Annotated in this window: 20 protein-coding genes; 6 read left to right on the top strand and 14 right to left on the bottom strand. The window is 70.5% G+C overall.

Going from position 1 to position 21218, the window contains the following annotated elements:
• Positions 1 to 26: 26 nt before the first annotated feature.
• The 6 genes from ABEA42_RS05965 to ABEA42_RS05940 form a co-directional block, all read right to left on the bottom strand.
• Positions 27 to 575, bottom strand: a complete 549-nt coding sequence (locus tag ABEA42_RS05965) for a hemerythrin domain-containing protein (RefSeq protein WP_345501828.1) — start codon at positions 573 to 575, stop codon at positions 27 to 29.
• Entirely contained in the window at positions 575 to 1786 is a 1212-nt protein-coding gene (locus tag ABEA42_RS05960; protein WP_345501826.1) for an MFS transporter, read from the bottom strand. Before ABEA42_RS05960 ends, ABEA42_RS05965 begins: the two co-directional genes overlap by 1 nt.
• A 285-nt stretch (positions 1787 to 2071) precedes the next feature.
• Positions 2072 to 2884 carry a GNAT family N-acetyltransferase gene (locus tag ABEA42_RS05955; protein ID WP_345501824.1) on the bottom strand — a complete coding sequence of 271 codons (813 nt, stop codon included), beginning with the start codon at positions 2882 to 2884 and terminating at the stop codon, positions 2072 to 2074.
• Positions 2881 to 3549, bottom strand: a complete 669-nt coding sequence (locus ABEA42_RS05950; RefSeq protein ID WP_345501823.1) for a DUF2306 domain-containing protein — start codon at positions 3547 to 3549, stop codon at positions 2881 to 2883. The genes ABEA42_RS05955 and ABEA42_RS05950 overlap by 4 nt, the downstream gene beginning before the upstream one ends.
• Positions 3546 to 4241 carry a hypothetical protein gene (locus ABEA42_RS05945; RefSeq protein ID WP_345501822.1) on the bottom strand — a complete coding sequence of 232 codons (696 nt, stop codon included), beginning with the start codon at positions 4239 to 4241 and terminating at the stop codon, positions 3546 to 3548. Before ABEA42_RS05945 ends, ABEA42_RS05950 begins: the two co-directional genes overlap by 4 nt.
• Positions 4242 to 4390: 149 nt before the next feature.
• Positions 4391 to 7075: a LuxR C-terminal-related transcriptional regulator gene (locus ABEA42_RS05940; protein ID WP_345501820.1), complete on the bottom strand. Its 2685-nt coding sequence runs from the start codon at positions 7073 to 7075 to the stop codon at positions 4391 to 4393.
• 203 nt (positions 7076 to 7278) lie between these two features.
• Between ABEA42_RS05940 and ABEA42_RS05935 the strand changes: the two genes are divergently transcribed.
• From ABEA42_RS05935 to ABEA42_RS05920, 4 genes are all read left to right on the top strand, one after another.
• Complete coding sequence (locus ABEA42_RS05935) at positions 7279 to 7815, top strand: hypothetical protein (RefSeq protein ID WP_345501818.1); 537 nt, start codon at positions 7279 to 7281, stop codon at positions 7813 to 7815.
• Between the two features lie 29 nt (positions 7816 to 7844).
• On the top strand, positions 7845 to 9014 hold the full coding sequence (locus ABEA42_RS05930) for a sensor histidine kinase (RefSeq protein WP_345501816.1): 1170 nt from the start codon (positions 7845 to 7847) through the stop codon (positions 9012 to 9014).
• A complete protein-coding gene (locus ABEA42_RS05925) occupies positions 9011 to 9685 on the top strand; it encodes a response regulator transcription factor (RefSeq protein WP_345501815.1) in 675 nt (224 codons plus the stop codon). Before ABEA42_RS05930 ends, ABEA42_RS05925 begins: the two co-directional genes overlap by 4 nt.
• A 258-nt stretch (positions 9686 to 9943) precedes the next feature.
• On the top strand, positions 9944 to 10819 hold the full coding sequence (locus ABEA42_RS05920; RefSeq protein WP_345501814.1) for a CPBP family intramembrane glutamic endopeptidase: 876 nt from the start codon (positions 9944 to 9946) through the stop codon (positions 10817 to 10819).
• On the opposite strand, the gene ABEA42_RS05915 is transcribed toward ABEA42_RS05920, so the two are convergent.
• The 5 genes from ABEA42_RS05915 to ABEA42_RS05895 form a co-directional block, all read right to left on the bottom strand.
• On the bottom strand, positions 10719 to 11789 hold the full coding sequence (locus tag ABEA42_RS05915) for an NAD(P)-dependent alcohol dehydrogenase (RefSeq protein WP_345501812.1): 1071 nt from the start codon (positions 11787 to 11789) through the stop codon (positions 10719 to 10721). The two genes, ABEA42_RS05920 and ABEA42_RS05915, sit on opposite strands and share 101 nt — an antisense overlap.
• A gap of 131 nt (positions 11790 to 11920) precedes the next feature.
• Positions 11921 to 12736: an ABC transporter permease gene (locus ABEA42_RS05910; protein ID WP_345501811.1), complete on the bottom strand. Its 816-nt coding sequence runs from the start codon at positions 12734 to 12736 to the stop codon at positions 11921 to 11923.
• Entirely contained in the window at positions 12733 to 13650 is a 918-nt protein-coding gene (locus tag ABEA42_RS05905) for an ABC transporter ATP-binding protein (protein ID WP_345501809.1), read from the bottom strand. The genes ABEA42_RS05910 and ABEA42_RS05905 overlap by 4 nt, the downstream gene beginning before the upstream one ends.
• Before the next feature lie 40 nt (positions 13651 to 13690).
• Complete coding sequence (locus ABEA42_RS05900) at positions 13691 to 14446, bottom strand: DUF4386 domain-containing protein (protein ID WP_345501807.1); 756 nt, start codon at positions 14444 to 14446, stop codon at positions 13691 to 13693.
• A 1-nt stretch (position 14447) separates the two neighbouring features.
• Entirely contained in the window at positions 14448 to 14720 is a 273-nt protein-coding gene (locus tag ABEA42_RS05895) for a hypothetical protein (protein WP_345501805.1), read from the bottom strand.
• Between the two features lie 287 nt (positions 14721 to 15007).
• Here ABEA42_RS05895 and ABEA42_RS05890 point away from each other — a divergent pair, with 287 nt between their 5' ends.
• Entirely contained in the window at positions 15008 to 16270 is a 1263-nt protein-coding gene (locus ABEA42_RS05890) for an MFS transporter (protein ID WP_345501803.1), read from the top strand.
• Between the two features lie 48 nt (positions 16271 to 16318).
• On the opposite strand, the gene ABEA42_RS05885 is transcribed toward ABEA42_RS05890, so the two are convergent.
• The 3 genes from ABEA42_RS05885 to ABEA42_RS05875 form a co-directional block, all read right to left on the bottom strand.
• Positions 16319 to 19051, bottom strand: a complete 2733-nt coding sequence (locus tag ABEA42_RS05885; protein WP_345501801.1) for a LuxR C-terminal-related transcriptional regulator — start codon at positions 19049 to 19051, stop codon at positions 16319 to 16321.
• 180 nt (positions 19052 to 19231) lie between these two features.
• Positions 19232 to 19507 carry a hypothetical protein gene (locus ABEA42_RS05880; RefSeq protein ID WP_345501800.1) on the bottom strand — a complete coding sequence of 92 codons (276 nt, stop codon included), beginning with the start codon at positions 19505 to 19507 and terminating at the stop codon, positions 19232 to 19234.
• 77 nt (positions 19508 to 19584) lie between these two features.
• Positions 19585 to 20523 carry an NAD(P)/FAD-dependent oxidoreductase gene (locus ABEA42_RS05875; protein WP_345501799.1) on the bottom strand — a complete coding sequence of 313 codons (939 nt, stop codon included), beginning with the start codon at positions 20521 to 20523 and terminating at the stop codon, positions 19585 to 19587.
• Between the two features lie 114 nt (positions 20524 to 20637).
• Between ABEA42_RS05875 and ABEA42_RS05870 the strand changes: the two genes are divergently transcribed.
• Positions 20638 to 21216: a helix-turn-helix domain-containing protein gene (locus tag ABEA42_RS05870; RefSeq protein WP_345501797.1), complete on the top strand. Its 579-nt coding sequence runs from the start codon at positions 20638 to 20640 to the stop codon at positions 21214 to 21216.
• Positions 21217 to 21218: the final 2 nt, after the last annotated feature.

Genomic DNA, 21218 nt, shown 5'->3' with positions numbered 1-21218 from the left:
GGCGGTGAGGTCGGTGCGCCGGAGCGTCAGGTCTGGTGGGTGCGTTGGAGGTCAGCGTCCACCCCGTGGATCTGCTCTCCGTGCCGCCGGTGTGCGACACCGGGAGTGCTGTTGCTGGACACCTCGGAGCCGACCTTGGCCCTGATCGCTTCCACGGATGTCCAGGCGGAGGAGTCCAAGATGCTCAGGGCGGCTGGAAACAGTCCGTCCTGCTCCTTGAGGATGTGTTCACGCAGGTTCTCCACCGCCTCCAGCAGCCGCCGCGGCCAGTCGGGTCCAGGCGGGACCGGAGCGGCCGCTTCGGCCAGGACGGCTTCGATCTCGCTGTGCTCGCGCTGCAGAGCGGCGACGTGTTCGGGGAACTCGAGCGCCAGGTGGGGGAACAACCCCCGTTCCTCGACCAGCGTGTGTGGTCGCAAGATGCCGTTGATGCGCCGCGCGACGACGGCGGCACCACCGATGTCGCCGTCACGAACGAAGGTGCGGATGCGGGAGATCTCAGCAACGACCGCGTCGTGCTCCCGCGTCAGCTCGGCGATGGTGGCGATGTCCTGACAGCCGCAGTACTCGCACATCAGGCGACTGCCTGCCCGGCACGAACGCGGGTCGTCCTACGGACCGTCGTCATGGTCAGCAGGAGGCATGCCAGTGCGACGACGGCCAGCAGGGCCAACCCGAGGCTGTAGGTCCCGGTCCGGGCGTACACGCTGCTCATCACCAGCGGCGGAACGAAGCCGCCGAGGCCGCCCGCGGCGCCGACCAGCCCGGTCACCGACCCCACCTGCGCCGGTGGGGCGGAGCGCGCCACCAGGGCGAACGTCGCACCACTTCCCACGCCCAACGCGGCTGCCATCGTCAGGAACGCCGCGGTCCCGACGGGCATGAGGTCAGGGGTGGCCGCCTGGACCCCGGCACCGGCGGCCACGACCGCGAAGACACCGGCCAGTACCGGAATGGCTCCGACACGGTCCGCGAGCCACCCACCGAGTGGGCGCATCACCACAGCTGCCACCACGAATCCGGCCATGCGGTTGGCCGCGTCAGCCTGTTCCAGGCCGTAGGCCGTCTTGAGGTACGCAGGCAGGTACACGGAGAACGCAACGTAGCCGCCGAAGGCGACCGCGTACAGGATGCACGCCTGCCAGGCGATGGGCAGCCGAGCAGCCGCGCTCAACCGGGCCACCACGGAGGTGGTCGGCACCACGCGTCCCGGGGCGTCGCGAAGGAAGAACCACGCAACCACCGCGTAGGTGGCCAACACCGCCGCGGTGAGCAGGAACGGTGCCGACTCGCCCATTCCCTTGACCATCTTGACGGTGGTCAAGGCGCTGATCGCCGTTCCTCCCATGCCGGCACCGAACACCCCGATGGCGAAGCCGCGGCGCTCCGGCGGGAACCACGCGTTGACCAAGGGCACCCCGATGGCGAACGCGGTGCCGCCGATGCCCAGGAAGAAGCCACCAACCAGCAGAGCGCCGAACGAGTGCTGCCCCAGCAGCCCGATGAACAGCACCGGCACAACCGTGATCAACGACACGAGGGGAAACATGACGCGACCGCCGAACCGGTCGGTCAGCGCACCTACCGGAATGCGCCCCAGCGAGCCGACGATCACCGGCACCGCCACCAGCAACGCCTGCTGGCCGGACGACAGGTGAAGCAGGTCCTTGAACCGCGGGCCGAGCGGGCTCAGCAGGGCCCACGCCCAGAAGTTGATCGCAAAACCCAGGGTGGCCAGCACCAGCGCGCGGACAGCACCGGGGCGGCTGGTGCGTTCGTCGCCCATACCTGACCCTGCTTGGTTCGGGTGTTCGGCGGTGATCACGATGACGGACTGCCTTCCTACCGCAAAAAGTCCGTCCAAGCAGGACGGATCGGGTGGTCAGCACCCAAAGTCGCAGCGAGGCAGCACCAAGGACAGGGACCAACGGCCCCAGTTCGCGGCTCAACCGACCTGTCCAAGGCGACGCAAGAGTGGGGTGACCGTCCACGCACGCGGCAGGCCGAGAGCGTCGGGAGGTGTGGCCACGGTTGTACGAGTCGCAGAGACGTCCGGGGCGGACTCCTCCTCCTAGTCCTGCGACCCAGCCCTTGGACAGCTCTGTGGCCATTCGGGGGCGGTGAGGGCGTACCCGTAGGTGTCCATCCACCTCCCTGACCGGTGCAGGGCGTCTGCTCGAGTGTGGAGCTCGCGGCGTAGCCCGATGCGTTCCATGAGCCGCCACGATGGGGTGTTGTCGGCGAAGCAGGTGGCCGTGACTCGGTGCAGGTCCAGGTCGTCGAAGCAGACGCGGAGCAGCTCGCGTGCGGCTTCGGTGGCGTAGCCGTGTCCGCTGTGGGCCGGGTCGAGGACCCAGGCGAGCTCTGCTTGGCGGCCTTTGCCGTGCGGTTGGGCTTCCTTCTGGGTCCAGGCGTCCTCGACGCGGAGCATGAGGTCGCCGAGGACGTGGCCATCGCGCTCGATGATGAGGGTGGTGGCGAGGCGCTGTGGGTCGGTGAACGCGTCGCCGTAGCGGGCCCGGTCGGTGGGGAGCTCCGTCAACCAGCGCGCGACATCCTCGCGTCGGCGGAACGCGAACGTCGCGTCGGCGTCACCGCTCACTGCTCGGCGGATGGTGAGTCGGTCGGTGGTCCGGGGCCAGGCGACCCGGTCGAGGGGATCACGAGCCTGGGACCGAGGGGTCGCCTTGCTGTCGATGGACAGCAGCGGTGCGGCGAGGTCTCGCAAGCTGCTGAGGACGCCGTGGAGAGCTGACTGGTCTGCGATGGGTCCGGTGAGTGCGGTGGTGCCGTCCGGCCGGTGTGTGATGGTGAGTCCGCCGAGGCGAGTGGACCAGTGTGGGTCGAGGTGGCCGTCGATGCGGATCTCGTAGCTGGTGCTCATGCGTGGCTCCCGACGGTGGTCCTTGGCTGTCGATGGCGGGGGTTGGTGGTGGCTGGGCGGCGGATGGCCCACTCGGCGACAGCGAGGTTGATCACCCAGGCTGCGCCGCGGGACGCGTCGAGGGCGAGCGGGCTGTGGCCGAGGACGGCGCCGCCGATGCCTTCGGTGAACGCTTGGGTGCCGGCTGCGAGGGCGATGGCGTAGGTGCGGGTCATCCAGGCGCGGTGGGCGGTGATGTCTCCGTGCCGGATGGCGTTGATGCCCAGGACGAGGCCGGTCAGCATGGCTGGGGCGAACACGAGTCGCAGGACGTAGAGCAGCGGTCCGGAGTCGGGCTGTGGTGGTACGAAGACGGTGAGCCAGAGCGCTGAGCCCGCGACAGCTGTCCCGGCAGCGACGGTGATGCGTCCGGCGGTACGGTGCCAGCGCGGGTGCCGCCTTCGCAGCTGGGGGACGAACTGGACGGCGCCGAGGAGGGCGTAGACGGCGGCGCCGACGATGTGGACGACGACTGGCAGCGGGGACGCGGTGAACCGGGGGTCGGACGGGATGACTTCGGGTCCTCCGGCGAGCTCGACGAGTCTCGCGACGCCGGCCATGAGTGGGATGGCTGCCAGGGTGATGAGGGCTACCGGGATGCGCCATCCCCGCCGCCGGCGGGTCATCGGACCGACACCGCGGGCTCGGTGTGCCCGGTCGCGGCGACCGCGGCGGTGTTGGTGGCGGTGGCCTTGCGCTGGTCGTTCCACAGGGAGACGCCGAGGCCGATGAGGGCGAGACCGGTGGGGACGGCCAGGGGCCGGTTGAACGACTGGGGCAGGACGGCGAGGGCGGCGGTGGCGACGTTGCCGACGGCGAGGAGGGCTGCGGCCCAGCGGTTCAGCACGCCGGCGCGGAAGGTGGTGACGCCGAACAGAAGGCCGCCGAGGATGTAGAAGCCACCGGTGACGGCAAAGACGGTGGTGAGGGCTCCGATGTCGCCGTTGGCGCTGCCCTTGAAGGCGGCTGCGATGACGTCGCCGGTCCAGCTGGGGTCGACGCGGGCGGTGGTGGGCAGCGCGAACGCGGCCATGAAGGTGGTGGCGAACATCATGAGGAAACCGGCGGACAGGGTGAGGTAGCCGATGAGGCCGAAGAGGCCAGTCCTGGCGTGCTGGCGCAGGTACATGCCCGTGATGCCTGCGAGGACGAGGGCGGACATGACGGTCTTGGCCGTGTTGCGGACCATCCAGTCGGCAGTGGTGGCCGACTCGACGGTCATGGCGGGGTGCTTGACCTGGACGGCGACGTAGATGGCCCCGGCGATGGCGGAGGCGATACCGGCGCCTTGGCCCAGGCGGGCGGTGGAGACGTTCATGGCGGTTCCTTCGGTTGAGTGGGGTCGGCGGTCGTGCCGACGTCACCGAAGGTAGGAATCGCGGTGGTGAGGGCGAATCACCATCCGTGGTGATCAGGTTGGTGACCCTGCGTTCGGCCCGCGCTGAGGGTCGTTTGGCGGTGGTCTGCTCAGAGATGACCGAGCGCGTGGGCCCGCTCGACCGCGGCCCTGCGCGTCTTGACGTCGAGCTTGGTGAAGATGTGCTTGGTGTGGGTTCGGAGCGTGTTCACGGAGACGAACAGCTCCTTGGCGATCTCGGGTCCGCTGAGGGTGGTCGCGAGCAGGCGCAGGACGTCGAGCTCTCGTTCGCTGAGAGTCTCCGCGGTGCCGGCAGTGATGGCGGCGTCAGGACGGTACGTCGCGTGCCTGAGCGTTCGGGCGTGCACCGCAGCCCGTGGGTGCCGTTCCGCCACTGACAGGAGCTGCTCGAGCGGCGCGCCCTCGTCGAGGAAGAGCCGTACGAAACCAGCGGGTACGCCGAGCTCGAGCGCCGTCGCGAGCTCTGCGAGGGCGGCGGGGCGGTTGCCGTGGGCCTCCCGGAGGAGGGAGCGCAGGAGGTGGGCTTCGACGATGGTGGCCCCGCGGCCGCCTGCGTGGGCCTCTTCGGCGATGAGGTCCAGGCGCCCGTGGGCGTCGCCAAGGCTTTCAGGGTCAGGGTCGGCGCGGTGTGAGGCGAGGAGCAGCCGCACGTAGGTGAGCTGGTTGAACTCGTCCAGGTACCCGCCGCCGGCGTGGCGGTCGACTTCCGCCGCGGCTGCCCAGTCTCGGGCCTCGGCAAGTCGCCCTTGCGCGATGTGGATGCGGGCCTGCTGGGCGGCGAGGGGCCGCACGTCAGGGAAGAAGCCGGGCATGTACTGGTCCGCGGCGTCCTGGAGCAGGCGCAATGCCGCATCGGGGTCGCCTTGGGCGCGACGCAGACGAGCGGTGGTCATGGGGAGCCGGTACCGGTTCTCCAGCAAGGACGCTGTCTCGCCGAGGGTGGACGCAGCGGTCAGGTGCTCGCTCGCGAGCTCCAGGTGGCCTTGCTCCACGAGGACGTCGGCCAGGCCGACGTGCAGGTCGCCGAGCGTGGCAAGGGCGGCGCCAGGGTGCTTCGCGGCCCCCTCGAGGGCGCGCTCGAACAAGCGCCGTGCTTCGTCTGGACGCCCACGGGCAACCCACATGCTGCCCAGGGGGACGGTGCCGCCGAGCTCGTCGGCGACGTCGCCGGCGGCCGCAAGGCTTCGCAGGGCCGTGCTGAACGTCGCCACGGCGTCCTCGAGGTTGCCTTCGGCCCAGGCGGCCATGCCGAGGAACCCCGCGGCTCCGCCACGGGCCATGTGGTCATCGGGGCCGATGAGGTCGAGGGCGTGGCGTGCGTGCTGCTGGGACGCTGTCGTGTCACCGCGCGCCTGGGCCGCGGACGCGCGGAAGATGGCCATGGTGGCCGGCAACGTGCGCAGCTCCTCGCCTGTGGCCTTGGAGGCGTGCGCGGGGACGACGGGCGGGTGGGCTGCGTAGGCATCTTCCGCTGCCGCCAGCCACGTGTCGACACCATCGAGGTCTCCTGCAGCCAGGCAGGTCCAGGCACGGTAGGTGGCCAGCAGGGCGCGTTCGCGGGTGATGTCGTCGGGGAGGGCCAACAGCCAGTCACTGATGCGTTGGTCGTGGCGCGTGCGTCGCAGGTCGGGCAGCGCCCACTCGACCAGGTCTGCGGCGCGGCCCGGGTCGTCGGCATCGAGCGCGTGCCGCACAGCGTCCTGCGGACGTCCATGGTCGGCGTACCAGGAGCTGGCGGCGTGGTGGAGGTGCGGCACCCGGTCGGGGTGGTCTGCGAGGAGGCGGGCGCGGAGCGCCTCGACGAACAGGTGGTGGTACCGGTACCAGGTCCGCTGGGCGTCGAGAGCCACAACGAACAAGTTGGCGCGGTCGAGTGACTCCAGGACGGCTCGGCCGTCGCGCCGGCCCGTCAGGGCGTCGGCCAGTGGGCCGGTGAGCTCGTACAGGATGGAGGTGTCGAGGAGGAACTGGCGGATGTCCTCGGGCTGGTGTGCGAGGACTTCGTCGACGAGGTAGTCGAGGATGAACCGGTTGGTGCCGGTGAACTCCTGCACGAAGCGGCTGCTGTCCTCCACACCCTGCAGGGAGAGCCCGGCGAGCTGGAGGCCCGCCACCCACCCTTCGGTCCGGCTGGTGAGGGCCTTGACGTCCTCGGGCGGGAGGGCCAGTCCCATGACGCGGTCGAGGAAGGAGGCGGTCTCCTCGTCGGTGAACCGCAGGTCGACGGCGCGCAGCTCGAGCAGCTCACCGCGAGCACGCAGCCGTGGCAGTGGCAGGGGTGGGTCTGAGCGCGTGGCGATGGCGAGGGTGAGTTGCGGTGGTGCGTGCTCGAGCAGGAACGTCGCGACGGCGTGGGCTTCGGCCGTGTCGATGACGTGGTAGTCGTCGAGGGCGAGGACGGTGACACCGGTGTGGGCATCGAGCTCGTTCACCGCCTTGGTCAGGACGGCCACCGCTGGTGGTGTGGTGGCGTCGGCCATGAGGAGTGACGTCTCGGGTAGGTCGCGTGCGGACGCCAGGGCAGCCACGACGTGCTCCAGGAGCCGCGCCGGGTCGTTGTCAGCCTCGTCGAGTGACACCCACGCCACACGCTGGTCCGCTGCGCCCGACCGGTGCAGCCACTGCGTGAGCAGGGTCGTCTTGCCGAACCCCGCAGGTGCCGAGACCAGGACGACGCGGGGGAGACCGCCGGACATGCGGTCGGTGAGGCGCTGGCGGGGGACGAGGTTCGGGCGCGCTGCAGGCAGGTGCAGTTTGGTCCCCAGCACAGCCACTCGCTGAGTGTAGAAGCAGCCCGAGACCCCGGTCAGGGTTCGGCTGAGGTTCACAGACACAGCCATCCGGAGCGGTTGGCGACTTCCACCCCAGGGTGGACGCGGCCCGGCCCGAGTTCCACCCTGGCGCTGACGCGAGCAAGCGCTCCACGGCCTGACAGTGGTGTCACCCACCACGACACCCCGTCACACAGGAGCACACCATGTCGACCGATCAGTACTTCCTCAACCTCGCACTCCTCGCCTGGATCCTGTCCAGCAACGTCGGCACTCGCGTGCTGACCCGGCGCCGGGTCACTGTGCCGCTGCTGGTGGTCCTGGCGGCTGGCTGGTTCTACCTCAAGGACCTGCCGGTTGCCGGGCACGACGGGCAGCTCGAGCTCGCCGGCCTGGTGGTCGGCATCGCCGCAGGAACGGTGGCGGCGATGACGGTGCGCGTGCGCCGCGAGCGGGGCAGGCTCACCACGACCGCGGGGCTCGCCTTCGTCACCGTGTGGTTCGCCGTCATCGGTGGGCGGGTGGCGTTCGCCTACGGTGCCGAGCACTGGTTCCCGTCAGCCATCGGCCAGTTCTCCCGCCAGCACCAGATCACCGGTGCGGACGCGTGGACCGCTGCCTTCGTCCTCATGGCCCTGGCCATGGTCGTCACCCGCCTCGGCGTCACCGGGTTCCGCGCAGCGCGGCTGACGGCCGGTCCCGAGCAGGTGCAGGACATGGGTCCGGTCGCGCTCTACCGTTGAGCCGACGTCCCGCACCGCCGAGGAGACCTGTGACTCTGCGCCTTCGCGCCGACCGACCCGCCGACCTCCGGCGGGTCATGGTCGTGGTCGGCTGGGCGAGCGCCGCGTTCATCGCCGTCGGCACCGTGGCCGGCCAGCTGCCCTCCGACGCCGGGCGTCGCGCGATGGTCCTCCTGCTGACCGCCTTCGCCGTCGCACTGTGGCTGGTGTCGTTGAGCCTGCGCGTCTCGGACCGCCGCGTCCTCGTGGGCGCGCTCGTGGGCGCAGGTGTCGCCGGCGCGCTGATCGACACGCTCAACCCGCACGGGCCGGCATACATCCTGTCGTTCATGGCGGTGGCCGGGCTCGGACTCCGGCTACCACGCCGGCTCGCCCTGGCGTCCGGCGCGGTCGTCGTCGCAGCCATAGCCTGGGCGGAGGGCAGCAGCTCGCCGCACCCGGTCGGGGCGGCGGTCAACGTCGCCATCGGTGCGGGTTTCCTGCTCGTGGCAGCGGCGTTCGCGGGGGCGAACCGCGACGCCAACGACCAGGCGCAGGCGCTGCTGCGCGAACAGGAGCAGACCCGCCGGGCGCGGGAGGAGGCTGCCGTCCTGGCCGAGCGAGGCCGCATCGCCCGCGAGCTGCACGACGTGCTGGCGCACACCCTGTCCGGGCTCGCTGTCCAGCTCGAGGGTGCCCGGCTGCTGGCAGAGCACACCGGCGCCGACCCCCGGCTGGTCGAACAGGTCACCGGCGCCCAGAGCCTGGCCCGCAGCGGCATGGCCGGCGCCAAGAGGGCCGTGGCGACGTTGCGTGGCGAGGACCTCCCCGGCCCCGAACAGGTGCCCGAGCTGGTCGAGCAGGCGCGCCTGGCGACCGGTGCCCCCGTCACGTACGAGGTCGTCGGCGACCCCTATCCGTTGCCGCCGGAACGCGGTCTCCCGCTCTACCGCACCGTGCAGGAGGCCCTGGCCAACGTGGCCAAGCACGCCGTCGGCGCGACGACGAGCGTCACCCTCACCTGGGAGCCCGAGCAGGTCACGGTGACCGTGCTGGACCGCGGGGGACGGCCGAGCGGTATGCCGTCGGGTGGCTTCGGCCTCACCGGGCTTGCGGAACGGGCTGCCCTCGCCGGCGGCCAGCTGGACACCGGCCCCGCCGACGGGGGCTGGCGGGTGCACCTGAGGATGCCGCGCGACGCCGGGGTGGTGGCGTCGTGACCCAGGAACCGGTGCGGGTGCTGGTCGTCGACGACCAGAAGGTCATCCGGGAGGGCCTGTCGATGATGCTCGGCCTGCTCGACGGGATCGAGGTCGTCGGCGCGGCCGTGGACGGCGCCGACGCACTGCGACAGGTGAGCCGGCTCGACCCCGACGTGGTGCTCATGGACCTGAGCATGCCGACCATGGACGGGGTCGAGGCGACGCGGCAGCTCGCTGCGCAGGGGACGAGGGCCCGGGTCGTGGTCCTGACGACGTATGCCGACGACCAGTGGGTCTTCGGCGCGCTGCAGGCCGGTGCCCGCGGCTACCTGACCAAGGACGCCAGTGCGGAGCAGATCCGCCACGCGGTCCTGGCCGTGGCCGCCGGCGACGCCCAGCTTGACCCCTCGGTGCAGCGTCGCCTGCTGGAGGCCCTGGCGAGCGGCCAGCCATCCGGGGTGGGGGGACCGCAGCCGGACCCGGTCGACGACGGCCTGACCAGCCGGGAGGTCGACGTCCTGACCCAGATCGCCCGCGGCCTGAGCAACACCGAGATCGCCGGGGAGCTCTTCGTCTCGGAGGCCACCGTCAAAACCCACGTCAACCACCTCCTGGCCAAGACCGGCTGCCGCGACCGTGCGGCCCTGGTCGCGTACGCCTACCGCACCGGGCGCGCGACCGTTCCCTGACCTGCTTGCGGGCAGGCCGGCACTGACGGCGTGGGCCTCGGGGACGGCGCGGGACTGGAGGAGTGGCACGCCCGAGCCCGGGACCTCTCCACCCTGGGGTGGAGAGGTCCCGGCGCGAGGTCAACCCGCACGGCGACGCGGCGGCCGGGTGCCCTCCGCCACGGTGGGTTCCACCACACCCGAACCGCACCGAAAGGCGAACTCGTGACAGCTGAACCACTTGGACTCCCCGACCTCACTGCCACGCCAGCATCGAGAATGCCGGCGTCCGCCACCTCAGGGGCCGACGACACCGGCACCCTGGCCTCCGCGCGCGCCGGCGCGGCCCCCACCCGGCACCTCCTCGTCGCCACGACCGCCATGTTCGTCCTGCCGTGGGCCGTCTGGGGGTCGGCCATCGCCCGGTCCCACGACCTCATCGGCTGGCGACTTCCCCAAGGCATCGCCCTGTGGCTCCTGACCCCCTCGATCGCGCTGGCGTGCCTCGCCATCGGCGGCCGCGCCGCCCTGCGCGACCTCGTCCGCCGCATCGTCCGCTGGCACGGGCCGTGGTGGGTCTACGCCACCGCGGTCGGACTGCCCCTGGCCGTCGGCGCGACCACCGTCGGCATCACGCGGATGCTGGGTCGGCCCTCCCACCTGGGCCAGACCGAGGACCTGACCACCTGCCTGGTCTACTTCTCCTACGCCATCGGCCTGTTCCTGCTCACCGAGGAGGCCGGCTGGACCGGCGTCATCCTGCCCCGCCTGCAGACCCGGATGCGTCCGCTGGCCGCCAGCCTCGTCCTGGGCGTGGTCTGGGGGTTGTGGCACCTGCCGCTGCTCAACGTGCCGGGCGAGCACGACCACGGACTGCCGTTCGCCGGCTTCCTCCTGCTCATCGTGCCGACGTGTGTCGTCATGAGCGCCTTCGTCAACGCCACCCGTGGCACCGTCCTGGCCGCCGCGCTCTTCCACGCGGCGTTCAACGCCACCTACACCTACGTCGGCGTCGTCGGCCCCGACCACACCCTCATCTGGACGGCTGGAGCCGTCAGCACCGTGGTCGCCGCCGTGATGGTGGTAGCCACCCGCGGGCGGCTGCTCCACACCGACCGGTGCGACCGAGGTGGCTCGTGGCGTCCTCGGCCGTGATGGTCACGACCACCCTGCCGCGGGCGTGGTCGGACTCGACAAGACGGACCGCGTCCGCAGCCTCGGCCAGGTCGAAGACGCGCTGTACGACCGGAGTCACTGCTCGGGTCGCACTGAGCATGGCGAGCTCGCCCAGCTGGCTGGTGGTGGGGAGTGCCTGCGGGATGACGACTCTCGGACCGGGCGTGCGCGACAGCACCTGCGCGCGGACCAGCAGTGCCAGAGGGCCGACGAGTCGTCCGGTTCCGGGGACGCCGCCTCCGGACAGCACCAGCGTGCCGGTGCTGTGCACGAGCCGGCGCAGCTGGCGCAGTGAGCGGTTCCCGACGAGGTCGAGGACGGCGTCGTAGCGGTCCCCGGTGGCGCAGAAGTCAGTGGTCGCGTAGTCGATGACGGTGTCAGCGCCGAGCGCCTGGGCCTGGGCAGCGTTGCGCGCGCTGCAGACGGCGGTGACGTGCATCCCTCGGGCGTGAGCCAGCTGGATCGCGAAGGTGCCGACGCCGCCGGAGGCGCCGTTGATGAGGATTCGGTCGCCGGGGCGCACCCGCGCCGCGTCCAGGCAGGTGAGCGCCGTGGTGCCGGCGAGCGGCAGAGCAGCTGCTTCGTGCGGCGTCACGGACGCCGGGACTCTCGCGATGGCGTTCTGGGAGGCGACGGTGTACTCGGCCCAGGCGGCGTCGGCCTGTCCGAAGACGAGGTCTCCGGGTTGCCAACCGGTGACGTGCTCGCCGACAGCCACGATGGTGCCGGCGAAGTCGGTCCCCCGGATCCGCACCCGGGGTGCGTGCCGGCCGAAGACGGTGCGGTCGAGCAGCCGTGCCAGACGTGGTTCGCCGCGCATGATGTGCCAGTCGCGGGCATTGACCGAACTGGCGTGCACCCGTACCAGGACCTGGGTCGTTCCGGGCTGGGGGGTGGCCGTGGTCACCATGCGCATTACGTTCGGTGGCCCGTAGGCGTTCTGCGCCATGGCCTGCATCGTCGTCGGAGTCGCCCGGGTGGTACGCATCGCCCCTCTGGGGGCAGCTGAGTTGTCGTCCGGCTGCGGTGCGGGGTCCGCTGCTGTCGACGAGGCTCCCTGGGTGGGCGGGAGGTTCATGGTCACTTCACCTCCGAGCGCATCAACGTGACGAGCCCGATGACCAGAGGGGCAGCCAGCCACGTCGCGGACGTCACCCCGAGCTGGGTCCACTGCTCGGCGCTGAGCGCGCCGCGGAAGAGGGCGCCTTGGCTGTAGCTCGGGTCGACCCACGGTTGGGCCGTGCGGAACCAGTCCTGCCCCATGGCCAGGAATGTCAGGAGGGTCGGCGCGACGAACGCGTAGACGAAGTACGTGACGATGGCGCCTGCGGAGGCGCGGATGAGGACGCCGAACATGAAGCCGGCCGCCATGAGGAGCGTGTTCGCCAGGGCGTAGTAGGCGAAGTCGGTGATGTTCTGGTCCCAGACCGGGTTCTGGCCATGGATCGCGGTGCCGGTGACGTTGCCGAGTGCCCCGAGGGGAAAGGCGAGGGCCATGGCGACGACGCCGACGAGGAGCATGGCGATGCCTTTGGCAAGGATGACGCGGCCGCGGTGTGGGACGAGGGTGAACGTGGTCAGCCCACTGCGCTGGGTCCATTCGGCGGTGACGGACAGAAGGGCGATGAGGGGCAGCAGGATGCTCATGGGCTTGCCGATGGCGAGGGTGAAGGTGGAGTAGCTGAGCTGGTCGGCTGGCGCGAAGGCGATGACGAGGATGGTCGTCGCGACGGCGGCCAGGCCGGTGCCGACGAGCAGCCAGAACCCGGAGCGGGTGTCGAAGGACTTGCGCAGCTCGACGGCAACGAGGCGCCGGAGCGGGATGCGGGTCGCGACGGCGGCCCGGGTCGCCGCGGTGGTCGGTGCGGCGGGGTTGGTGAGGACGGTGGTGGTCATGCCACTGCTCCTTCTCGCTGGGTGTTGGCGGTGAGCTCGAGGAACATCTCCTCCAGGCCCGCGCCTTCGGCGGGGCGCAGGTCGAGCAGGGCGACGCCGGCGCGGGCGGCGTGCTGGCCGACGTGCTCGGGGTCGGCGTCGACGCGAAGCGTGGTGATGCCGGTGGTGCTGCGCGTGCCGTGTTCGGTGTAGGCCGTCCCCGAGCTGGTCAGGGCGGTGGCGAGGGTCTCGCTGTCGCGGGTCTGGACGAGGGTGCCGGTGGTGGCGAGCAGGTCGGCCTTGGTGCCTTGGGCGACGATGCGGCCGTGACCGATGACCACGAGGTCGTCGGCGATGACCTCGATCTCGTGCAACAGGTGGGAGGAGAGCAGGACGGTGCCGCCGCGGTCGGCATAGCTGCGCAGGAGCTCCCGCATCCAGCGGATGCCTGCGGGGTCGAGGCCGTTGGCCGGTTCATCGAGGATGAGGACCTGCGGGTCGCCGATGAGGGCGGTGGCGATGCCGAGGCGTTGCCGCATGCCGAGGGAGTAGTCGCGCACACGCCGCTGCGCTTCGGTGTCGGTGAGGCTGACCCTGGCGAGCATCGCCTGGACCCGGCTCGCCGGCAGACCCATGGTCTGCGCAGCGAGGCCGAGGATCTCGCGTCCGGCACGCCCGGCGTGCTGGGCGGATGCGTCGAGCAGGACTCCGACCTCTCGCCCGGGGTTGGGCAGGTCGGTGAACCTCCGTCCGAGGACGGTGGCGGTGCCGGCGGTCGGTGTGGTGAGGCCGACCATCATGCGCATGGTCGTGGACTTGCCGGCGCCGTTGGGGCCGAGGAATCCGGTCACGCGACCGGGTCGGGCGGTGAAGGTGATGTCGTCGACGGCGACTGCGGAGCCGTAGCGTTTGGTGAGTCGTTCCACGGTGAGCATGAGTGGGGTCCTCTCGGGGGCAGAGCCAGCAGCGCGCTGACTACGACTGGGGCGGGGTGGCGGTCAGGGCGGTCACGGCGGTCGGCCTGAAGCCCTTGACGATGAGGTAGATGCCGAAACCGAGCTCCCAGAAGAACTCCGGCGTCGCACTGAGGTTCTGAACCGCTCCACCGGGCTCGATGAGGCCGAGGACGGCGGCGGAGCCGGAGGCGACGATGAGCGGCCCGCCGATGAGGCCGAGCGCCGCGAGCCGGCGGGGTACCAGGCCGGAGCGGAACATCATCCAGCCGAGTACGCAGCCGTTGCCGACACCCACGACGAACGCCGGGCCGAGGTTGAAGGTCCAGTGCTGCATGACGAGGAACGCGTCCCCGACGGTGGCCAGGCCGGCGGTGGCCTGCGCGTGTGCAGCCGCGTGGTCCTGACGCAGGGTGACGACCGTCAGGACGGTGAGGATGCCGACACCGATGAAGACGCTCTCCATGATCCGCGAAGCGATGAAGCTGAGGCCGAGGTTGGGGTACCGGTGCTTGACCACCGTGTACAGCGCGGTGGCGCTGCCGATGTTGGCGATGATGAGGATCGCCTCGGCGAACGCGCCCCACAGGACGCGGGAGTCGTGCCCGGGCCCGGTGATGTAGTTGCCGTCGAACAGCGGCGGGTAGAACCAGATCTTGGCGGAGATCGAGGTCACGTACGTGACGACGAACATCCAGCCGACGATGGTGGCGGCGCGGCGCGTGGGGTCCGTGGCCGGCTGACGGTCGACGGTGCGGGTCTGCTGGGTGGTGGTCATGTCAGTCTCCTTGTTCGGTGGTTGCAGCGGTTGAGGTGTCGGTGTCGTGCTGGTGCAGGGCGAGCAGGGTGATGCCGAGGTCGCCGAGCTGGCGGAGCAGCCCGTGCAGGGCGGCTTGGTCGGCGACGGGCCCGCGCAGGACGGTGGTGCCGTCCTCGAGCGGGGTCAGGGTCATGCCGTCGAACCGGGTGGCCCAGTGGGAGCCGAGATGGCCTTGGAGGCGGATCTCGTACCAGGCGCGGTCAGGGCCGGTGGGGGCTGGCTGGTGCGACATGGCTCTCCTGGGGGACGGGGCGCCGGGTGGGCGCCGGCGGCGGGCTGGTCCGGTATGCCGCAAGCTAGGAGCGCATGTGGTGAGCAGCCATCACCGCATCTGGTGAAACCGTCCGGTGGAGATGACGAGCGCTCTGTCCCGAACGCCGCAAAGCTGGACGTTGCGGTCACAGCAATGCTGGCGAGCTGCGGTCCTACGTCCCGCACATCTGGTGCCGGGAATCGCCGCTGCCTACCGTGGGAGGGCGTCGGCCCGGGTCGGCCGACGGTCGTCCCGGGAGGCTGCCCATGGGGGACACATCCACTGTCACGGCTTCCGCGCTCGCGTCCCCGCGTCGCGTCAAGTGGGGCTTCGTGGTCCTGTACACGTTGTCCTACCTGGGTACGTGCCTGCTCTTCATCGCACCCCTCGCCGTGACCTTGGCCCTGAAGGTGAACGACCTGGTCGGCAAGGACGACGCCCCTTCGAGCTTGGCCCTGGTCGCAGGCGCAGGCTCGGCCGTGTCCCTGGTCGGCAACCCGTTGTTCGGCCGGTTGAGCGACCGGACCTCCTCGCGCTGGGGCATGCGCCGCCCGTGGATGGTTGGCGGCCTGCTCGGCGGGACGGTCGGCATCCTCGTCGTGGCCACGGCGACCAACGTGTCCACCGTGGTGCTCGGGTGGTGCATCGCCCAGCTGTTCTTCAACGCGGTCCTGGCAGTGCACGTGGCGGTCCTGCCGGACCAGGTCCCCTCAGCACAGCGGGGTCTGGTCTCAGGAGTGCTCGGCATCTGCCTGCCCGTCGCGTCGATCGGTGCGACGTTCGTGGTGAAGCTGTTCTCCGGTCACGAGCTGGCCATGTTCCTGCTGCCCTGCGCCGTCGGCGGCCTGTTCATCGTGGTGTTCGCCGCCACACTCAAGGACCGGAGACTTCACGCTGAGACGCGACAGGCGTGGACGCTGCGGGACGTGGCCAACACCTTCATCGTGAACCCGCGCCGCCACCCGGACTTCGCCTGGGCATTCCTCAGCCGGTTCCTGCTGGTGATGGCGTACGCGTTCCTGACGACCTACCAGGTCTACTTCCTCCTGGACCGCCTGCACCGTGGCGAAGCCGACATCCCCAGCCTGGTGTTCCAGGGGACTCTGGCGCAGTCGTCCGCGGTCGTCCTGGCGTCCCTGGTGGGTGGTCGCATCTCCGACTGGGCTGGGCGGCGCAAGGTGTTCGTGTGCGCGGCCGCGCTCGTGTATGCCGTCGCGATGCTCCTGCTCAGCGTCGCCACGACCTTTCCGATGTACCTGGTCGCCTTGGCCGTCAGCGGACTCGGGTTCGGGCTGTACTTCGCCGTCGACCTGGCCCTGGTCACCGAGGTCCTGCCTGACCCGGACAACGCCGCGAAGGACCTCGGGGTCTTCAACTACGCAGGAGCCATTCCGTTCACGCTCGCGCCCGCACTGGCGCCGGCCGTCCTGTCCTTGGGCGCGGGCAGCTACGGCGTCCTGTTCGCCGTTGCCGCCGGCTGCGCTGCGGCGGGTGCCTTCGCTGTGCTGCCGGTGAAGGCGCTCCGCTGACGCTCCGGGCGTCGTGCCTTCCTGGCTCGATCAACGGTCGCACGGACGTCAGTCCTCGTGACGGCTCAGCAGGTCGAGCTCGCGGGCGCGGGTGACGGCGGCGCGTCTGCCGTTGACGCCGAGCTTGCTGTACACGTTCCGCGTGTGGGTTCGGACCGTGTTGAGGGACACGACCAGGTGTCGGGCCAGCTCGGGCCCGCTGAGGTCGGTCGCAAGCAGGCGCAGTACCTCCAGCTCGCGTTCGCTGAGTGGGTCGACGAGGCTCTGCCGGGACGCCTTTGTCTGCGTCGGGGCGGTGGCGGACCGTCCGGACGAGCAGGCAGCGCACAGCGTCCGCACCCACGGGGTCCGCTGCTCCTCCGGGGTCAGCAGCGCGACGAGCCGTGGCAGGTCGGCTGCGTGGTCGGTGAACGGCCGGACGAACCGCTCGGGGGCGCTCAACCGGAGGGCAAGCCGGAGGTGGTCGGCGGCGTCGTGGTGGTCGCCGCCAGCCAGCGCCGCGCACGCCTGGAGCATCGTGACCTCGAGGAGAGCACCGAACCGTCCACCGGCTTGGATCGCGTCGTGCAGCCGGGTCAGGAACGAGCGAGTCTGCGCAAGGCCCGTCGCAGTAGGGCTTCGGTTCCCAGCCAGGAGGAGCATGGCCAAGGTGATGTGCTCGTACTCGCGGACGTACGTCAGCGTGTCGCTGGGTTGCAGCCGGTGGTCGTCTGCCCAGGCGCGCGCCTCCTCGAGTCGCCGCTGGGCGATGAGCAGCCGGGCGCGAGTGGCGTGCACCGGGTGGACGTCTGGCTTGAAGTCGGGCACGTAGACGCGCTCGGCTTCCTCGAGCAGTGACAGCGCCTCGTCGACGTCACCCCGGGCTGCCCGCACCAGCGCCATGGTCACCCGGACCTGCGCGGCGTGCTGCGGCATCCCGGCCGCCTCACCGAGCTGCTGGGCGTGGCGCACGTGTTCCTCGGCGGCGTCGAAGAGACCGCGCTCCAAGGCGACCTGCGCCAGACCTGTGTGCATGTCGGCGGTGCCCCTGGGCGCAGGGACGGCGCTCGAGGTGAGCGCGAGACCACCGTGCAGGGCTCGCTCCGCGTCGCTGAGCCGGCCTTGGGCGATGCGGATGTCCGCGAGGGTCGTGGTGCAACCCAGCACGTCGGAGAGGTGACCCGCCTTGAGCAGCTCCTCGACGCATCGTGAGTAGCAGTGGTGGGTTTCCTCGATGTTCCCCGCGCGCCAGTGGGCGAGCCCGGACAGGCCCCAGGCGCCGGCCCGGGTCGGGTGGTCGTCGGCAGCTGCCGTGCTGGTGGCCTGGGCAACGTGCCGTTGTGTGCCTTCCAGGTCCTCGGTCAGCAGGGCGTAGGCCGCGCGGTACAGCTGCACCTTTCCGGGCACCTGGCGAAGCGCGTCGGGGTCCTCGACGACCAGACCTGCGTCCGCCGGCGAGGCGGGGTCCAACCCGGCGAGGACGGCCTCGAGTTCGTCAAGGCGTTGCGGGATGGAGCTCACGTGGCTGACCGACATCAGCCCTGCGACGAAGCCGATGGCGAGGACGGGTCGTGCGCGGACGACGTCACGTGGGACGGCGTCCACCCACCCGACGATGGTCGCCTCCTGCCGGTCACGCAGGAGGTCGGGGATGGCAGTCTCCATGAGCGCCGCAGCACGGAAGTGGTCGCCGGCGGCGAGGGCGTGTCCGACGGCCGCGACCGGTTGACCGTCCGCGTGGTACCAGGCGCTGGCCCGCTCGTGCAGTGTCGCCAAGCGGGGGCCGGTCGGGTCTGCTGACGCGTGGGCGCGCAGGACGTCTGCGAACAGGTGGTGGTACCGGTACCACTGGCGTCGGGCGTCGAGCGGGACGACGAACAGGTTCTCCCGCTCGAGCCGCTCCAGGGTGTCGGCACCGCCGGTGCTGTCGGTCACCGCGTCGCACAGCGGACCGCTCAGCCGTTCCAGGATGGAGGTGCGGAGAAGGAACTCGCGGACCTCCTGTGGTTGGCGGCTGAGGACTTCCTCGACGAGGTAGTCGACGATGAACCGGTCGTCGCCGGCGAAGTCGGCGAGGAAGTCGCTGACGTCGGCGCGGTTCTGCAGCGACAGGACGGCCAGTTGAAGTGCGGCTGCCCAGCCCTCGGTTCGCCTTTCGAGGATGGCGGCCTCGGCCGGGTCGAGGTGCACACCCGCGTGGTGCAGGTAGCTGGCGGCTTCAACGTCGGTGAACCGGAGGTCGGCCGCACGGATCTCGACGAGTTCGCCGCGGACGCGCAGGCGGCTCAAGGGCAGGCTGGGGTCGATGCGGGTCCCGATCACGAGGTGTACGTGCGGCGGCAGGTGTGCCAACAGGAACGCCACGCCCTCGGCGATGTCGGAGCTGTCAACCAGGTGGTAGTCGTCGAGGACGAGGACAACGGGGTGCTCGAGTTCGGCAAGGCCATTGAGAAGCTCGGTCAAGGCCGCCTGTGTCGGGGAGGTCGAGCTTTCGAGCAAGGGCAGGACGTTGGTGCTGAGCTCAGGGTTGGCGGCGGACAGTGCGGTGACGACGTAGGTCCAGAACGTGCCGGGGTGGGTGTCGGCGGCGTCGAGAGAGAGCCAGGCGACCAGGCCCGGCTCGGAACGCTGGTGCACCCAGGTGGCGAGGGCGGTGGTCTTGCCGAAGCCGGCCTGGGCGGAGACCAGGGTCAGCTTCGCTTGCGTGCCTTGGTCGAGGAGGTCGCTGACGCGGGGGCGGACGAGGGTCTCGGCCTTGGGCTGCGGGATGAAGAACTTGGTGGTGAGCAGGGGACCTGACATGCCTGCTCCGTTCGCGACACCCAAGCTGGCTGTCTGCAGCGTAGAACAGCCAGTGCCCGCGCTGAAGGACTCCGTGGAGCAAGGATCACTGGTCGAAGGCAGGGCCCGGACCCTCGGGCAGGGGGATCCGAGGGTCCGGGCGGTCAGTGGAGCGGCTTGCGGCCGCGACCGGGCAGCGGCTCAGCCAGCGTTGCCGCGAGTGACCATGCGGGCTCGGAGCTTGTGCAGCTGCGGCATGAGTCCGTAGATGACGATGGGGACGGCGATGGTGGCCAGGACGAAGGTGCGCAGCACCGGGTTCATCGGTCGCAGCCAGCCGCCCAGGGTCAGGTTGATGACGGTCAGGGTGGGGAAGACGCACAGCCAGATCATGAGGGCGAGCTGGTGCTTGGTCGGGGGCGCGGTACGAGGCGGTGCCGCGGGTGCGCCGGGGGAGGCTGAGGTGGGGTGGGACATGGCGGAACTCCTGAGTGGGTGTCGGTGAGTGGGCGTTGGTGAGTGGGTGGTTCGCGCCTGTGCTGGCGTGGGTCGGGTCAGGGCACGTAGCCCTGGTTGAACAGGTCGACCGCGGCGCGGATGTCCGCGTCGACGAGGTCGTTGTTGATGGCTATGGCCGCAGCCGACCCCTCGCCGGCCGCGGTGATGACCTGGGCCCGCGGGTTGTTGACGTTGCCGGCAACCCACAGCCCGGGGACGGTGGTGGCTCCGTTGGCCCCAGCGGTGACCCAGCCGTGCTCGTCGAGATCGCAGCCGACGCCGGCGAGGAGGTCGGAGAGCGGGGTGAACCGCGGTGGGACGAAGACCGCCTGACGGGGGATGACGCGTCCGTCGGTCATGGCGACCCCGTGCAGCGCGTCGTCCTTGACGACGAGACCGTCTACGTCCCCCTCGACGACGCCGATGGCGCGGGCGACGAGCTGGGACCGGTCCTGTGCGGTGAGGACGCCCTCGGGGGCGAACAGGACGAGGTCGTGGGTCCACTGCCGCACGATGTGCGCGTACCGGACGGTGTCGGGTCCGTGCCACAGGACACCGAGCGGTTGGTCACGCACCTCCCACCCGTGGCAGTACGGGCAGTGCAGGACGTCCCTGGCCCAGCGCCCGGCCAGTCCCGGGATGTCGGGCAGCTCGTCATGCAGTCCGGTGGTGACGAGGACCCGCCGGGCCCTGAGGCGCTGACCGTCGGACAGCAGGGCCTGGAAGGCTGAGTCGGTGCAGCGCACCAGCTCTCGCACGGTTCCGTCCAGGATGGTTGCGCCGTACCCGGTGACCTCCTGGCGGCCGGTCTCGAGCAGCTCAGCGGGCGGCATCCCGTCGCGGGACAAGAACCCCTGCATGTGCGCAGCAGGTGCATTGCGTGGATGGCCAGCGTCGACGATGACGACGTCACGGCGGGCTCGGCTGAGCACCAGGGCGGCGGACAGGCCGGCAGCTCCGCCACCGACCACGAGGACGTCGTAGATGTTGTTCATGCCGACACAGTGGAGCCCTGCCGGTGAACCGCGCCAACCTCGTTGCCGTTTCCGGGAATGGTGACCGATTCGTCGGCCGTTGCCAGCGGTCTACCCGTTGGTCACCATGAGCGCATGGAGGACTCGTCGGCGGTCATCGCCAAGGCTCTGGAGCAGGTCGGTCCGCGGCTCAAGCAGCTTCGCGCGCATCGTGGGGTGACCCTGAGCGCGCTGGCCGAGTCAACGGGCATCTCCAAGAGCACCCTGTCCCGGCTCGAGACCGGTCAGCGGCGTGCCAGTCTGGAGCTCCTGCTGCCGTTGGCGCAGGCGTACCGGGTACCGCTCGACGACCTCGTCGGGGCACCTGAGGTGGGTGACCCTCGCGTCCGACTCAAGGCCAGCAAACGCAACGGGCGAACGGTGCTGCCACTGACCCGACAGCCAGGGGGAGTGCAGGCCTGGAAGATCGTGGTTCCCGTCAGCAACAGCACTCCTCGGCTCAGGAGTCACGACGGCTATGAGTGGCTGTACGTCCTTTCGGGTCACATGCGTCTGGTCGTCGGCGACCGCGACCTGGTCCTCAAGGCCGGTGAGGTGGCCGAGTTCGATACGCATCTCCCGCACTGGTTCGGCAGCGACGGCACTCAACCCGCGGAGGTCCTGAGCCTCTTCGGTCCGCAGGGCGAACGCGTCCACGCACGCGCACGTTCGTGAGT

The organism is Pedococcus ginsenosidimutans, from assembly GCF_039544395.1.
GTDB lineage: Bacteria > Actinomycetota > Actinomycetes > Actinomycetales > Dermatophilaceae > Pedococcus > Pedococcus ginsenosidimutans.
The sequence above is the reverse complement of the archived record's forward strand: the minus strand, read 5'-3'. Positions and strand labels throughout refer to the sequence as shown.